Origin of the sequence: Neisseria perflava, assembly GCF_019334725.1 — a bacterium.
In the GTDB taxonomy this organism is placed as follows: Bacteria; Pseudomonadota; Gammaproteobacteria; order Burkholderiales; family Neisseriaceae; genus Neisseria; species Neisseria subflava_A.
Genome location: NZ_CP079818.1, coordinates 400,470 through 413,550 on the forward strand (window position 1 = coordinate 400,470; position 13,081 = coordinate 413,550).

A 13,081-nucleotide genomic window follows, 5' to 3' on the forward strand; every position below is an offset into this window, starting at 1 on the left:
ACGCCGTAAATATATCCGTTTTCGGCCGCATGAAAAATACAATATAGCAAATCTAAAAATTAATAGGTTTTTGAATATGTAGGGCATGACGGAGATGGCCGCGATATGCTTGTTATGTAGCTATTGAGTTCTTTTTTAAATGCGAATATTAATCTTTCTGTAAGAATATGCTTTTTAATGTTTTGCAAATGCAAAGATTGACGGTAATATATGGCTTCCATAAAAATGATTGGTAGGTATAACAGGCCGTCTGAAGCCTGAGCCTGTCTAATATATAGGAGAACTCATAATGTCCGGTCAAAAGCCATCTTCTGCCGAGAAAACTTTCTTCGGCCATCCTTTGCAATTATCCACCCTATTCCACATTGAGCTGTGGGAACGCTTTTCCTTCTACGGTATGCAGGGCATCCTGCTGATTTATCTATATTACGCCGCGAATCAAGGCGGTTTGGGTATGGATAAGGCTTTGGCCGGCGGTATCGTTGGCGCATACGGCGGCAGCGTTTACCTGTCCACCATTCTCGGCGCATGGTTGGCCGACCGCATTTGGGGCGCGGAACGTACCCTGTTTATCGCCGGTATCGTCGTGATGACCGGCCATATTTTATTGGCGATTGTGCCGGGCTTAATGGGATTGCTGTTGGGCTTGGTGTTTATCGCGCTGGGCAGCGGCGGCGTGAAATCGTCTGCCGGTTCGATGGTCGGCTCTTTGTATGAACGGGACGACCTGCGCGAATTACGCGATGCCGGTTTCTCCATTTTCTATATTTCCATCAATATCGGCGGTTTCTTAGGCCCTTTGTTGACCGGTATTTTGCAAGACAGAATGGGTTTCCATTACGGTTTCGGCGCAGCGGCCGTCGGTATGGCATTTGGCCTGCTGTGGTATTCGCGCGGCCGTAAAAACCTGCCGCATACTCCGGCTCCGAATCCGTTGCGTCCTGAAAAGATACAGACTGCAATAGCTGTCGGCGTGTTGCTGGTTTTGGTGTTGGGCAGCGTGATTGCTTCCGGCGTGCTCAATCTTGAGAACTTTTCACGCTGGCTTTTGGGCGTGGTCATTATCACCGTTATCGCTTATTTTGCACGCTTGCTGGGCAGCAGCCAAGTTGAGGCAGCCAATAAACGTTACATCATGGCCTATATTCCGCTGTTTTTGACTATTTGTATGTTCTGGGCGGTTTGGTTTCAGGTGTACACCGTTGCAACGGTTTATTTTGACGAAACGGTTGACCGTACTTTCTTCGGCTTTACCGTGCCTGTTTCATGGAAAGATTCGATACAGGCCATGTGGGTGGTTCTCTTTTCCGGCGTGATGGCCACGGTGTGGACGAAAATGGGCAAACGCCAACCTAAAACGCCGTTGAAGTTTGCACTGGCCATGTTGGTAACCGGCGTCTCTTATTTGAGTTTTATTCCGTATATTTCATCCGGAACCCCGATGCCGATTATCGTGTTTATGCTGGTGTTGCTGGCGATTACGATAGGCGAGCTGATGCTGTCGCCGATTTCGCTGTCGTTTTCCACCAAAATCGCACCGAGCATGTTCAAAACACAAATGGTTGCTTTGAATTTCTTGGCATTGTCCATCGGCTTTACCTTGGGCGGAGTGTTGTTTAAAGACTACTACAATGCTCAGTCGCCATTGGATTTCTACTGGATGCTGGCCACCATCGGCGCGGTAACCTGCGGTATCCTGTTGGTACTCGCCCCGGTATTGAACCGCATGCTCAAAGGTGTCGATTGATTTTTCCATTTAAATGGATGTGATGTACGCAGGCCGTCTGAAAAGAATCAGTTTTCAGACGGCCTGATGTTTTTATTGAGGTTTGGAAAAGGGCGGTTTTCCATATTTTTGAAGTAAATCGGACATGAGGAAAATCCGAATGAAATGATACATGATTAAACTGAAATTAAAATTGTGAAATATTAAATAAGAATAATAATTGTTCTCACAACTTTATTGAATTTATTGAGGTTTTTTTGCTGATTTGCTGATATTTACCTTTAAATGGCTTTTGAAATTCGATAAAATGGTAATCTATTTTTAAGATTTGTCTGTCAACCAGTTAGGTACGACCATGTTGGCCAGTTATTTCCCCGTCCTCGTATTCATCCTCGTCGGCCTTGCGGCCGGCGTGCTGTTTATTCTGCTCGGCACGATTTTAGGCCCGAAACGCCACTACGCCGAAAAAGACGCGCCTTACGAATGCGGTTTTGAAGCCTTTGAAAACGCAAGGATGAAGTTCGACGTGCGCTATTACCTCGTCGCCATCCTCTTCATCCTGTTCGATTTGGAGGTCGCGTTCATGTTGCCGTGGGCTGTCGTGTTCAAAGATTTGGGCGCATACGGCTTCTGGTCTATGCTGGTGTTTATCGTCGTTCTGACGGTAGGCTTTATTTACGAATGGAAAAAAGGTGCGCTGGAATGGGAATAGAAGGCGTTTTGAAAAAAGGTTTCATCACCACCAGCGCGGATACGGTGTTGAACTATATGCGTACCGGTTCATTGTGGCCGGTTACTTTCGGCTTGGCCTGCTGCGCCGTGGAAATGATGCATGCGGGTATGGCGCGTTATGACCTTGACCGTTTCGGTATCATTTTCCGTCCGTCCCCACGTCAGGCCGACCTGATGATTGTGGCAGGTACGCTGACCAACAAAATGGCGCCTGCCCTGCGCCGCGTATACGACCAGCTCGCCGAGCCGCGTTGGGTATTGTCTATGGGCTCATGTGCCAACGGCGGCGGCTATTATCATTACTCTTATTCCGTTGTGCGCGGTGCCGACCGCGTCGTGCCGGTAGACGTTTATGTGCCGGGTTGTCCGCCGACTGCGGAAGCCCTGATTTACGGCCTGATTCAGCTCCAACAAAAAATCAAGCGCACTTCCACCATCGCGCGTGACGAGTAAGGAGAGGACGATATGGCAAGCATTCAAAACTTATACGAGACCGTCATCGGCGTGCTTGGCGATCAGGCAAGCAAAGTCATTTCAGCTCTGGGCGAGATTACCGTCGAGTGTCTGCCCGAACATTATGTTTCAGTGATGACCACGCTACGCGATCATGAAGAACTGCATTTCGAGCTTTTGGTCGATTTGTGCGGTGTCGATTACAGCACTTACAAAAACGAAGTATGGCAGGGCAAACGCTTTGCCGTCGTCAGTCAGCTGCTTTCCGTTAAAAACAATCAACGCATCCGCGTACGCGTCTGGGTTTCAGACGACGACTTCCCCGTAGTCGAATCCGTCGTCGATATTTACAACAGCGCGGATTGGTACGAACGTGAAGCCTTCGATATGTATGGCATCATGTTCAACAACCATCCGGACTTGCGCCGCATCCTGACCGATTACGGTTTTGTCGGACATCCGTTCCGCAAAGATTTCCCGATTTCCGGCTATGTGGAAATGCGTTACGACGAAGAGCAAAAACGCGTGATTTACCAACCTGTTACCATTGAGCCGCGCGAGATCACGCCGCGTATCGTCCGTGAGGAGAACTACGGTGGCCAATAAATTAAGAAACTACACCATCAACTTCGGCCCGCAACACCCTGCGGCGCACGGCGTATTGCGTATGATTTTGGAGTTGGACGGCGAACAAATCGTCCGTGCCGACCCGCATATCGGCCTCCTGCACCGAGGCACTGAAAAACTGGCGGAAACCAAAACCTACCTGCAAGCCCTGCCCTATATGGACCGCTTGGACTACGTTTCCATGATGGTCAACGAGCAGGCGTATTGTTTGGCAGTAGAAAAACTTGCCGGTATTGATGTGCCTATCCGCGCCCAGTATATTCGCGTGATGTTTGCCGAAGTAACGCGCATCCTCAATCACTTGATGGGCATCGGTTCGCACGCATTCGACATCGGCGCGATGACCGCCATCCTTTACGCCTTCCGCGACCGCGAAGAGCTGATGGACTTGTACGAAGCCGTGTCCGGCGCGCGTATGCACGCAGCCTACTTCCGTCCCGGCGGCGTTTACCGCGACCTGCCCGACTTCATGCCTAAATACGAGAGCAGCAAATTCCGCAACGCCAAGGTATTGAAGCAGCTCAACGAATCCCGCGAAGGCACCATGCTCGACTTTATCGATGCCTTCTGCGAACGCTTCCCGAAAAACATCGACACACTCGAAACCCTCCTGACCGACAACCGTATTTGGAAACAGCGTACCGTCGGCATCGGCGTTGTCACTCCTGAGCGCGCCATGCAAAAAGGCTTTACCGGCGTGATGTTGCGCGGTTCCGGCGTGGAATGGGACGTGCGTAAGACACAGCCTTACGAAGTGTACGACAAAATGGATTTCGATATTCCCGTCGGCGTCAATGGCGACTGCTACGACCGTTACCTCTGCCGTATGGAAGAAATGCGTCAATCCGTACGCATCATCAAACAATGTTCCGAGTGGTTGCGTGTCAATCCGGGTCCGGTCATTACCACAAACCACAAATTTGCTCCGCCCAAACGTACCGAAATGAAAACAGGTATGGAAGACCTGATTCACCATTTCAAACTCTTTACCGAGGGTATGCACGTTCCTGAGGGCGAGACCTACACCGCTGTCGAACATCCGAAAGGCGAGTTCGGCGTTTACATCATTTCAGACGGCGCAAACAAACCCTACCGCCTGAAAATCCGCGCACCCGGCTTCGCCCACCTGCAAGGCATGGACGAAATGGCAAAAGGCCACATGCTGGCCGACGTTGTTGCCATTATCGGTACGCAGGACATCGTATTCGGGGAAGTGGATAGGTAAACAGAACACCTAAGAATCAATAATTGAATTTAAGGACATTTGAAAATGAAAAAAGTGTTTGCATTATTTTTAATATTATTTTCAGTAAATACAATGGCAGATAGTTGGTCTTATACGAATGATTCATTTGGTAATACCTATGCAACAGATAGTTATGGTAATACCACAAGATATAGTAGAGACTCTTTTGGTAATATTTATGGTTCTGATGGTTCTCGAGCAAGTACTGATTCATTTGGTAACACATATGTAACAGATAGTTATGGCAATACTACAAGATATAGTAGAGACTCTTTTGGTAATGTTTATGGTTCTGATGGCTCTCGAGCAAATACTGATTCATTCGGTAATACATATATTACAAATTCTAATGGTGATTCCGTAAGATGTAGTAGAGATTCGTTTAGAAGTACTAGGTGCTATTAATAAATAATTTCAGATAGTTTGATAGCTAAGAAAATATAATCCTTTTAGGATACAAAATGTTATCCGCAGAATCTTTAAAACAAATCGACATCGAATTGGCAAAATATCCTACCGACCAACGCCGATCCGCCATTATGGGCGCATTGCGTATTGCCCAGACCGAAAAAGGCTGGCTTGCTCCCGAGACCATCGCCTTTGTCGCAGACTATATCGGCATCTCGCCTGCACAAGCCTACGAAGTCGCTACTTTCTACAATATGTACGACCTTGAGCCTGTCGGCAAATACAAACTGACTGTTTGTACCAACCTGCCCTGCGCCCTGCGCGGCGGTATGGCTACCGGCGAATACCTCAAACAAAAACTCGGTATTGGCTACGGCGAAACCACGCCTGACGGCAAATTTACCCTTGTCGAAGGCGAATGCATGGGCGCATGTGGTGACGCTCCGGTCATGCTGGTCAACAACCACAGTATGTGCAGCTTTATGACCGAAGAAGCAATTGACAAGAAACTTGCCGAACTGAAATAAAAGGCCGTCTGAAAACAACGGCTGCAACCGATACGAAAACGAACAGGCACACCAAAAATGGCTATTTACCAATCAGGCGTGATTTTTGACCAAGTGGATACCGCCAATCCCGATTGCTGGACATTGGACGAATACGTCAAACGTGGCGGTTATACCGCCCTGCGTAAAATCCTGTCCGAAAACATCTCGCAAAGCGATGTGATTGACGAAGTCAAAACCTCCGGCTTGCGCGGTCGTGGCGGTGCGGGCTTCCCGACCGGTTTGAAATGGAGCTTTATGCCCCGTTCCTTCCCGGGCGAAAAATACGTCGTTTGCAACACCGACGAAGGCGAGCCGGGTACATTTAAAGACCGCGACATCATCATGTTCAATCCTCATGCCCTGATTGAAGGCATGATTATTGCCGGTTACGCGATGGGTGCGAAAGCCGGCTACAACTATATCCACGGCGAAATTTTTGAAGGCTACCAACGCTTTGAAGCCGCTTTGGAGCAGGCGCGTGCCGCAGGCTTTTTGGGTAAAAATATTTTGGATTCGGATTTTGAATTCGAACTTTTCGCCCACCACGGCTACGGGGCATATATTTGCGGCGAAGAAACCGCATTGCTCGAATCGTTGGAAGGCAAAAAAGGCCAGCCGCGCTTCAAACCGCCATTCCCTGCCTCGTTCGGCCTGTACGGCAAACCGACCACCATCAACAATACCGAAACGTTCTCCTCCGTTCCATTCATTATCCGTGACGGCGGACAGGCGTTTGCCGATAAAGGTATTCCGAATGCAGGCGGTACCAAATTGTTCTGTATTTCCGGCCATGTCGAGCGTCCGGGCAACTATGAAGTGCCATTGGGTACGTCGTTTGCCGAAGTCCTGAAAATGGCGGGCGGTATGCGCGGCGGTAAAAAACTCAAAGCCGTTATCCCGGGTGGTTCGTCTGCGCCAGTTTTGCCTGCCGATATTATGATGCAGACCAATATGGACTATGACTCCATTTCCAAAGCAGGATCAATGTTGGGTTCCGGCGCGATTATCGTGATGGACGAAGACGTGTGTATGGTGAAAGCCCTTGAGCGCCTGAGTTACTTCTACTACGACGAGTCTTGCGGCCAATGTACGCCTTGCCGAGAAGGTACGGGCTGGCTCTACCGCATCGTCCACCGCATCGTAGAAGGCAAAGGCCGCATGGAAGACTTGGATTTGCTGGACTCTGTCGGTAACCAAATGGCAGGCCGCACCATCTGCGCCCTCGCCGATGCTGCCGTCTTCCCTGTCCGCAGCTTTACCAAGCATTTCCGTGATGAGTTTGTGCATTACATCGAACACGGCGGACCGATGAAACCGAATAAGTGGTGCTAAGTTTTCAGACGGCCTCTAAAAGAATTATTTATTAAATACCCGTAACTAGGAACGAACCATGTTACAAATCGAAATCGACGGCAAACAGGTATCTGTGGAGCAGGGCGCGACGGTGATTGAAGCCGCGCACAAGCTCGGTACTTATATCCCGCATTTCTGTTACCACAAAAAACTTTCCATCGCCGCCAACTGCCGTATGTGTTTGGTGGACGTGGAAAAAGCCCCCAAACCTCTGCCCGCCTGTGCCACGCCGGTTACAGACGGCATGATTGTGCGTACGCATTCGGCAAAAGCCCGAGAGGCGCAAGAAGGCGTGATGGAGTTCCTGCTCATCAACCATCCGCTTGATTGTCCGACCTGCGACCAAGGCGGCGAATGCCAGTTGCAGGATTTGGCGATGGGCTACGGCAAAACCACCAGCCGTTATACCGAAGAAAAACGTTCTGTCATCGGCAAAGACATGGGTCCTTTGATTTCCGCCGAGGAAATGAGCCGTTGTATCCACTGTACCCGTTGCGTTCGTTTCACTGAAGAAATCGCCGGCGTGCAAGAAATCGCCATGGCCAACCGCGGCGAGCATTCCGAGATCATGCCTTTTATCGGCAAAGCAGTGGAAACCGAATTGTCAGGCAACGTCATCGATTTGTGTCCTGTCGGCGCATTGACCAGCAAACCGTTCCGCTTCAACGCGCGTACTTGGGAATTGAACCGCCGCAAATCCGTTTCCGCCCATGATGCTTTGGGCAGCAACCTGATTGTGCAAACCAAAGACCATACCGTCCGCCGCGTGTTGCCGTTGGAAAACGAAGCCATCAACGAATGCTGGTTGTCTGACCGCGACCGTTTTGCCTATGAAGGCCTGTATCACGAAAGCCGTCTGAAAAACCCGAAAATCAAACAGGGCGGCGAGTGGATGGACGTGGATTGGAAAACTGCGTTGGAATATGTCCGCAGCGCGATTGAATGTATCGCCAAAGACGGCAACCAAAACCAAGTCGGCATTTGGGCCAATCCGATGAATACGGTTGAAGAGCTGTATCTGGCCAAAAAGCTTGCCAATGGTTTGGGTGTTAAAAACTTTGCAACCCGTTTGCGCCAACAAGACAAACGTCTTTCAGACGGCCTTAAAGGTGCGCAATGGTTGGGACAAAGCATTGAATCTTTGGCTGACAACGATGCCGTATTGGTAGTCGGCGCGAACTTGCGCAAAGAGCAGCCGCTCCTGACCGCCCGCCTGCGCCGCGCCGCCAAAGACCGTATGGCCTTGAGCGTATTGGCCAGTAGTAAAGAAGAATTGTTTATGCCGCTTCTGTCTCAAGAAGCCGCACATCCCGACGAATGGGCAGACCGTCTAAAAAAACTGTCTGGCAATGCGGAACACGCAGTTACCGCCAGCCTGAAAAACGCTGAAAAAGCAGCGGTGATTTTGGGCGCGGAAGTGCAAAACCATCCTGATTACGCCGCCATTTATGCCGCCGCGCAAGAGTTGGCAGACGCAACCGGCGCAGTGCTGGGCATTTTGCCGCAAGCCGCCAACAGCGTTGGTGCGGATGTCTTGGGCGTGAACTCCGGCGAGAGCGTTGCCGAAATGGCAAATGCGCAGAAACAGGCAGTCTTGCTGCTCAACGTCGAGCCTGAAATCGATACGGTTGACGGTGCAAAAGCCGTAGCTGCCTTGAAACAGGCGAAAAGCGTGATGGCGTTTACACCGTTTGTCAGCGAAACGCTGCTGGACGTGTGCGACGTATTGTTGCCGATTGCGCCGTTTACCGAAACATCAGGCAGCTTCATCAATATGGAAGGCCGTCTGCAATCTTTCCACGGCGTGGTACAAGGCTTCGGCGATTCGCGTCCGATGTGGAAAGTGTTGCGCGTATTAGGCAACCTGTTTGACCTGAAAGGTTTTGAATACCACGATACCGCTGCGATTCTGAAAGATGCGCTGGATGCAGAAAGTCTGCCGTCCAAACTGGACAACCGCAGCACATGGACAGGGGAGGGCATTCAGACGGCCTCAGACCGTCTCGTCCGTGTCGGCGGCGTCGGTATTTATCACACTGATTCTATCGTACGCCGTTCCGCACCGTTGCAAGAAACCAGCCATGCCGCCGTGCCTGCTGCGCGTGTAAATCCAAATACTTTGGCACGCTTGGGCCTGCAAGACGGACAAACCGCTATCGCCAAACAAAACGGCGCAAGCGTATCGGTTGACGTCAAAGCTGATGCCGGTTTGCCTGAAAACGTGGTGCATCTGCCGCTGCATACCGAAAATGCCGCGCTGGGTGCGTTGATGGACACTATTGAACTGGCGGGAGCTTGATCATGCAAGAATGGTTCCAAAACCTCTTTGCCGCAACGCTCGGTCTGGGCGATTTGGGTATCACCGTAGGCTTGGTGGTATCCGTCATCGTCAAAATCGTGATTATCCTGATTCCGCTGATTCTGACCGTTGCCTACCTGACGTATTTCGAACGTAAAGTCATCGGCTTTATGCAGCTTCGTGTCGGCCCGAACGTAACCGGTCCGTGGGGTCTGATTCAGCCGTTTGCCGACGTGTTCAAACTCTTGTTTAAAGAGGTAACTCGTCCGAAGCTGTCAAACAAAGCCCTGTTCTACATCGGCCCGATTATGTCGCTTGCACCGTCTTTTGCGGCGTGGGCAGTGATTCCGTTCAACGAAGAATGGGTACTGACCAACATCAATATCGGCCTTTTGTACATCCTGATGATTACCTCGCTGTCGGTTTACGGCGTGATCATCGCGGGCTGGGCTTCTAACTCAAAATATTCGTTCTTGGGTGCAATGCGTGCTTCCGCGCAAAGCATTTCCTACGAGATTGCCATGAGTGCCGCACTGGTGTGTGTCGTGATGGTATCGGGCAGTATGAACTTCTCCGACATCGTTGCCGCACAAGCCAAAGGTATTGCCGGCGGCTCGGTATTCTCTTGGAACTGGCTGCCGCTCTTCCCAATCTTCATCGTCTATCTGATTTCCGCCGTTGCAGAAACCAACCGCGCGCCGTTTGACGTGGCAGAGGGTGAGTCCGAAATCGTTGCCGGTCACCACGTTGAATATTCCGGCTTCGCATTCGCGCTGTTCTTCCTTGCCGAATACATTTTCATGATTCTGATTGCCGCTCTGACATCGCTGATGTTCCTCGGCGGCTGGTTGTCTCCGTTCCCGCAAAGCTGGGGCTTTATCGGTACGCCTTCCGCATTCTGGATGTTTGTGAAAATGGCGGCGGTTCTGTACTGGTATCTGTGGATCCGTGCAACTTTCCCACGCTACCGTTACGACCAAATCATGCGTTTGGGCTGGAAAGTGCTGATTCCGATCGGCTTCGCCTACATCGTGGTTTTGGGTGTGTGGATGATTTCACCGCTGAATTTGTGGAAATAGGGCAGGGAGGCCGTCTGAAAGTTTTCAGGTAGCCTGAACCCCAAATTTTTAACCGTTTCAAACCGAGAGAAACCGATGAAAGCTCAATGCCTGTGCGGCGCAGTATCACTGGAAACCGCCGAAAACCGCGAACTCCACGCCTGCCATTGCGGGAAATGCCGCACATGGGGCAGCGGCGCGTCTTTTACTTTGGCCGCCCGGTCGCCCGAAATCACAGGCAGCGAGCACATCGCGCATTATCAGTCGTCCGAATGGGCGCAACGCTGTTTTTGCAAACACTGCGGCACACACCTGTTTGTGCAGGTTGGCAACGATTATTACATCAACGCCGGGCTGTTTGCCGACAACGCGGGCTTTGAAACTACCTCACAAATCTTTATTGATTGCAAAGCTCCGTATTATGACTTGGCCAACGATACCCCGAAGCTGACCGAAGCCGAGTTTTTAGAAATGGTGGGCGCGGCAGGTTAAAAAAACCGCTTTCAGACGGCCTGTAAACAGAACAATCCGAAAAGAGCATCCGAAAATGGCTAATTTAGTAAAAACCTTCCTGCTGGGCGAATTGGTGAAAGGCATGGGCGTAACGCTCAAAAACTTCTTCGCCCGCAAAGACACGATTTACTTCCCCGAAGAAAAAACGCCGCAATCCGTGCGTTTCCGCGGCCTGCACGCGCAACGCCGTTATCCGAACGGCGAAGAGCGCTGTATTGCGTGTAAATTGTGCGAGGCAGTTTGTCCAGCAATGGCGATTAACATTGAATCGGAAGAACGCGAAGACGGCACCCGCCGCACCAAGCGTTACGACATCGACCTGACCAAGTGTATCTTCTGCGGTTTCTGCGAAGAGGCCTGCCCGACCGATGCGATTGTAGAAACCCATATTTTTGAATACCACGGCGAGAAAAAAGGCGACTTGCACATGACCAAGCCGATTCTTTTGGCCATTGGCGACAAATACGAAGCTGAAATCGCCAAACGCAAAGCCGCTGACGCGCCGTATCGTTAAGGAGCAGACGAATGACTTTTTCTGCGATTCTGTTCTATATTCTTGCCGCTATCGTTTTGTACGGTGCGGTTCGTACCGTCACCGCTAAAAACCCTGTTCACGCCGCTTTGCATCTGGTGCTGACCTTCTGCGTGAGCGCGATGCTTTGGATGCTGATGCAGGCCGAATTCTTGGGCGTGACGCTGGTGGTGGTTTACGTCGGCGCCGTGATGGTGTTGTTCTTGTTCGTTGTAATGATGTTGAACATCGACATTGAGGAAATGCGCGCCGGTTTCTGGCGTCATGCGCCTGTTGCCGGTGTGGTTGGCACATTGTTGGCGGTTACCCTGATCCTGATTTTGGTCAACCCGAAAACCGACCTTGCCGCATTTGGCCTGATGAAAGACATTCCGGCCGATTACAACAATATCCGCGATTTGGGCAGCCGTATTTATACCGACTATCTGTTGCCGTTTGAATTGGCGGCGGTATTGCTGCTGTTGGGTATGGTAGCCGCGATTGCTCTGGTTCACCGTAAAACGGTTAATCCGAAACGCATGGATCCTGCCGACCAAGTTAAAGTACGCGCCGATCAAGGCCGTATGCGTCTGGTGAAAATGGAAGCGGTCAAACCGCAAGTCGAATCTGCCGAAGAAAGCGAAGTTTCAGACGGCCTCAAGCCGGAAGGGGAGGGCAAAGCATGATTACCTTGACGCATTATTTGGTATTGGGTGCGCTCCTGTTCGGTATCAGCGCAATGGGTATCTTTATGAACCGCAAAAACGTGCTGGTATTGCTGATGTCCATCGAGCTGATGCTCTTGGCGGTGAACTTCAACTTTATCGCCTTTTCGCAACATCTAGGCGATACCGCCGGACAGATTTTCGTATTCTTCGTACTGACCGTTGCTGCTGCCGAATCCGCCATCGGTTTGGCGATTATGGTGCTGGTGTATCGCAACCGACAAACGATTAATGTTGCCGATTTGGACGAGTTGAAAGGGTAGGGCGGATGCCGTCTGAACAAACCGATCAAGCGAATATCGAGCAATGGGTGTTTAAGCCGCGTTCGCTTTTAGTTTTGTGCTGGGTTGCTGTCCCATTTTTCCTGTCGATTTGGCTGGTGTGGTTTGCGTTTGCATGGGCTGGGCGGTTGGGCTGGCTGTTTGGCTTATTGTCGGTTTTGTGTGCGGGTATCGGGATTGCCGGATGGAAGATGTGGCAAAATTCGCGCCGCAATACGGGCAGAGATCGGGAATTCATACGTTTGGACGAAGACGGTTTGTCTTATTGCATACACGGCTGTGGGGCGGGTAAGGTGAAATACACATGGATACGCTCTGTGTATCAAGTTCATACAAGGGGCTGTCAAGGCATTGCGGTGGAATACCGTAGACCTGAAACAGGCGTGGTTTTGGATACAATAATGCTGACTGACCTAGACCGCTTGGACTTAGATAGGAACGGTTTCAAATTGGCAGATCCACGCGACATCATCACTAAAGCGATTAGGGCGCGTTGCCAAGACAGGCAGCTTTATCGGATTTGAATGCTGTTGCACGGTTTGGCTGAAAATCTGAAGCCTGTAAGGAAAAAAATTTAAGGTTGGACAACCTGCCTTATGGC

At 50.6% G+C, this 13,081-nt stretch carries 15 protein-coding genes; all 15 read left to right on the forward strand.

Annotated features, from left to right (window positions below):
* The first annotated feature begins 289 nt into the window (after positions 1 to 289).
* The 15 genes from LPB400_RS02050 to LPB400_RS02120 all read left to right on the forward strand — a co-directional run bounded on the left by LPB400_RS02050 (position 290) and on the right by LPB400_RS02120 (position 13,004).
* Entirely contained in the window at positions 290 to 1,747 is a 1,458-nt protein-coding gene (locus LPB400_RS02050; RefSeq protein WP_107792272.1) for an oligopeptide:H+ symporter, read from the forward strand.
* 334 nt (positions 1,748 to 2,081) lie between these two features.
* Positions 2,082 to 2,438 (forward strand): NADH-quinone oxidoreductase subunit A, encoded by a 357-nt coding sequence (locus tag LPB400_RS02055; RefSeq protein WP_003708115.1) that lies wholly within the window; start codon positions 2,082 to 2,084, stop codon positions 2,436 to 2,438.
* On the forward strand, positions 2,429 to 2,911 hold the full coding sequence (locus LPB400_RS02060) for a NuoB/complex I 20 kDa subunit family protein (protein ID WP_002215610.1): 483 nt from the start codon (positions 2,429 to 2,431) through the stop codon (positions 2,909 to 2,911). Before LPB400_RS02055 ends, LPB400_RS02060 begins: the two co-directional genes overlap by 10 nt.
* A 12-nt stretch (positions 2,912 to 2,923) precedes the next feature.
* The gene (locus tag LPB400_RS02065) at positions 2,924 to 3,517 is read left to right on the forward strand and encodes an NADH-quinone oxidoreductase subunit C (protein ID WP_219089224.1); all 594 of its coding nucleotides are present in this window, start codon (positions 2,924 to 2,926) and stop codon (positions 3,515 to 3,517) included.
* Positions 3,507 to 4,763 carry an NADH dehydrogenase (quinone) subunit D gene (gene nuoD, locus LPB400_RS02070; protein WP_003686526.1) on the forward strand — a complete coding sequence of 419 codons (1,257 nt, stop codon included), beginning with the start codon at positions 3,507 to 3,509 and terminating at the stop codon, positions 4,761 to 4,763. Before LPB400_RS02065 ends, nuoD begins: the two co-directional genes overlap by 11 nt.
* 45 nt (positions 4,764 to 4,808) lie before the next feature.
* Positions 4,809 to 5,189, forward strand: a complete 381-nt coding sequence (locus LPB400_RS02075; protein WP_219089227.1) for a hypothetical protein — start codon at positions 4,809 to 4,811, stop codon at positions 5,187 to 5,189.
* 56 nt (positions 5,190 to 5,245) lie between these two features.
* Complete coding sequence (gene nuoE, locus LPB400_RS02080; protein WP_219089229.1) at positions 5,246 to 5,719, forward strand: NADH-quinone oxidoreductase subunit NuoE; 474 nt, start codon at positions 5,246 to 5,248, stop codon at positions 5,717 to 5,719.
* 57 nt (positions 5,720 to 5,776) lie between these two features.
* The gene (gene nuoF / locus LPB400_RS02085) at positions 5,777 to 7,072 is read left to right on the forward strand and encodes an NADH-quinone oxidoreductase subunit NuoF (RefSeq protein WP_219089231.1); all 1,296 of its coding nucleotides are present in this window, start codon (positions 5,777 to 5,779) and stop codon (positions 7,070 to 7,072) included.
* Positions 7,073 to 7,130: 58 nt separating this feature from the next.
* The gene (gene nuoG, locus LPB400_RS02090) at positions 7,131 to 9,392 is read left to right on the forward strand and encodes an NADH-quinone oxidoreductase subunit NuoG (RefSeq protein WP_219089233.1); all 2,262 of its coding nucleotides are present in this window, start codon (positions 7,131 to 7,133) and stop codon (positions 9,390 to 9,392) included.
* Positions 9,393 to 9,394: 2 nt separating this feature from the next.
* The gene (nuoH, locus tag LPB400_RS02095; protein ID WP_002228932.1) at positions 9,395 to 10,471 is read left to right on the forward strand and encodes an NADH-quinone oxidoreductase subunit NuoH; all 1,077 of its coding nucleotides are present in this window, start codon (positions 9,395 to 9,397) and stop codon (positions 10,469 to 10,471) included.
* A gap of 75 nt (positions 10,472 to 10,546) precedes the next feature.
* The gene (locus LPB400_RS02100; protein ID WP_003676990.1) at positions 10,547 to 10,942 is read left to right on the forward strand and encodes a GFA family protein; all 396 of its coding nucleotides are present in this window, start codon (positions 10,547 to 10,549) and stop codon (positions 10,940 to 10,942) included.
* 55 nt (positions 10,943 to 10,997) lie between these two features.
* Positions 10,998 to 11,477, forward strand: coding sequence for an NADH-quinone oxidoreductase subunit NuoI (gene nuoI / locus LPB400_RS02105; RefSeq protein WP_002216341.1), 480 nt, complete (start codon positions 10,998 to 11,000; stop codon positions 11,475 to 11,477).
* Between the two features lie 11 nt (positions 11,478 to 11,488).
* Positions 11,489 to 12,160 carry an NADH-quinone oxidoreductase subunit J gene (locus tag LPB400_RS02110; RefSeq protein WP_070606428.1) on the forward strand — a complete coding sequence of 224 codons (672 nt, stop codon included), beginning with the start codon at positions 11,489 to 11,491 and terminating at the stop codon, positions 12,158 to 12,160.
* On the forward strand, positions 12,157 to 12,462 hold the full coding sequence (nuoK, locus tag LPB400_RS02115; RefSeq protein ID WP_002215628.1) for an NADH-quinone oxidoreductase subunit NuoK: 306 nt from the start codon (positions 12,157 to 12,159) through the stop codon (positions 12,460 to 12,462). The genes LPB400_RS02110 and nuoK overlap by 4 nt, the downstream gene beginning before the upstream one ends.
* A gap of 5 nt (positions 12,463 to 12,467) precedes the next feature.
* Complete coding sequence (locus tag LPB400_RS02120; protein WP_070606426.1) at positions 12,468 to 13,004, forward strand: hypothetical protein; 537 nt, start codon at positions 12,468 to 12,470, stop codon at positions 13,002 to 13,004.
* The last annotated feature ends 77 nt before the right edge of the window (positions 13,005 to 13,081 follow it).

Excerpts from the sequence above, each read along its gene's own strand:
- LPB400_RS02065 (WP_219089224.1), top strand. The coding sequence starts at position 2,924 with ATGGCAAGCATTCAAAACTTATACGAGACCGTCATCGGCGTGCTTGGC.
- LPB400_RS02110 (WP_070606428.1), top strand. The coding sequence starts at position 11,489 with ATGACTTTTTCTGCGATTCTGTTCTATATTCTTGCCGCTATCGTTTTG.
- LPB400_RS02060 (WP_002215610.1), top strand. The coding sequence starts at position 2,429 with ATGGGAATAGAAGGCGTTTTGAAAAAAGGTTTCATCACCACCAGCGCG.
- LPB400_RS02120 (WP_070606426.1), top strand. The coding sequence starts at position 12,468 with ATGCCGTCTGAACAAACCGATCAAGCGAATATCGAGCAATGGGTGTTT.
- LPB400_RS02075 (WP_219089227.1), top strand. The coding sequence starts at position 4,809 with ATGAAAAAAGTGTTTGCATTATTTTTAATATTATTTTCAGTAAATACA.
- nuoI (WP_002216341.1), top strand. The coding sequence starts at position 10,998 with ATGGCTAATTTAGTAAAAACCTTCCTGCTGGGCGAATTGGTGAAAGGC.
- nuoE (WP_219089229.1), top strand. The coding sequence starts at position 5,246 with ATGTTATCCGCAGAATCTTTAAAACAAATCGACATCGAATTGGCAAAA.
- nuoH (WP_002228932.1), top strand. The coding sequence starts at position 9,395 with ATGCAAGAATGGTTCCAAAACCTCTTTGCCGCAACGCTCGGTCTGGGC.
- nuoG (WP_219089233.1), top strand. The coding sequence starts at position 7,131 with ATGTTACAAATCGAAATCGACGGCAAACAGGTATCTGTGGAGCAGGGC.
- LPB400_RS02100 (WP_003676990.1), top strand. The coding sequence starts at position 10,547 with ATGAAAGCTCAATGCCTGTGCGGCGCAGTATCACTGGAAACCGCCGAA.
- LPB400_RS02050 (WP_107792272.1), top strand. The coding sequence starts at position 290 with ATGTCCGGTCAAAAGCCATCTTCTGCCGAGAAAACTTTCTTCGGCCAT.
- nuoK (WP_002215628.1), top strand. The coding sequence starts at position 12,157 with ATGATTACCTTGACGCATTATTTGGTATTGGGTGCGCTCCTGTTCGGT.
- nuoF (WP_219089231.1), top strand. The coding sequence starts at position 5,777 with ATGGCTATTTACCAATCAGGCGTGATTTTTGACCAAGTGGATACCGCC.
- LPB400_RS02055 (WP_003708115.1), top strand. The coding sequence starts at position 2,082 with ATGTTGGCCAGTTATTTCCCCGTCCTCGTATTCATCCTCGTCGGCCTT.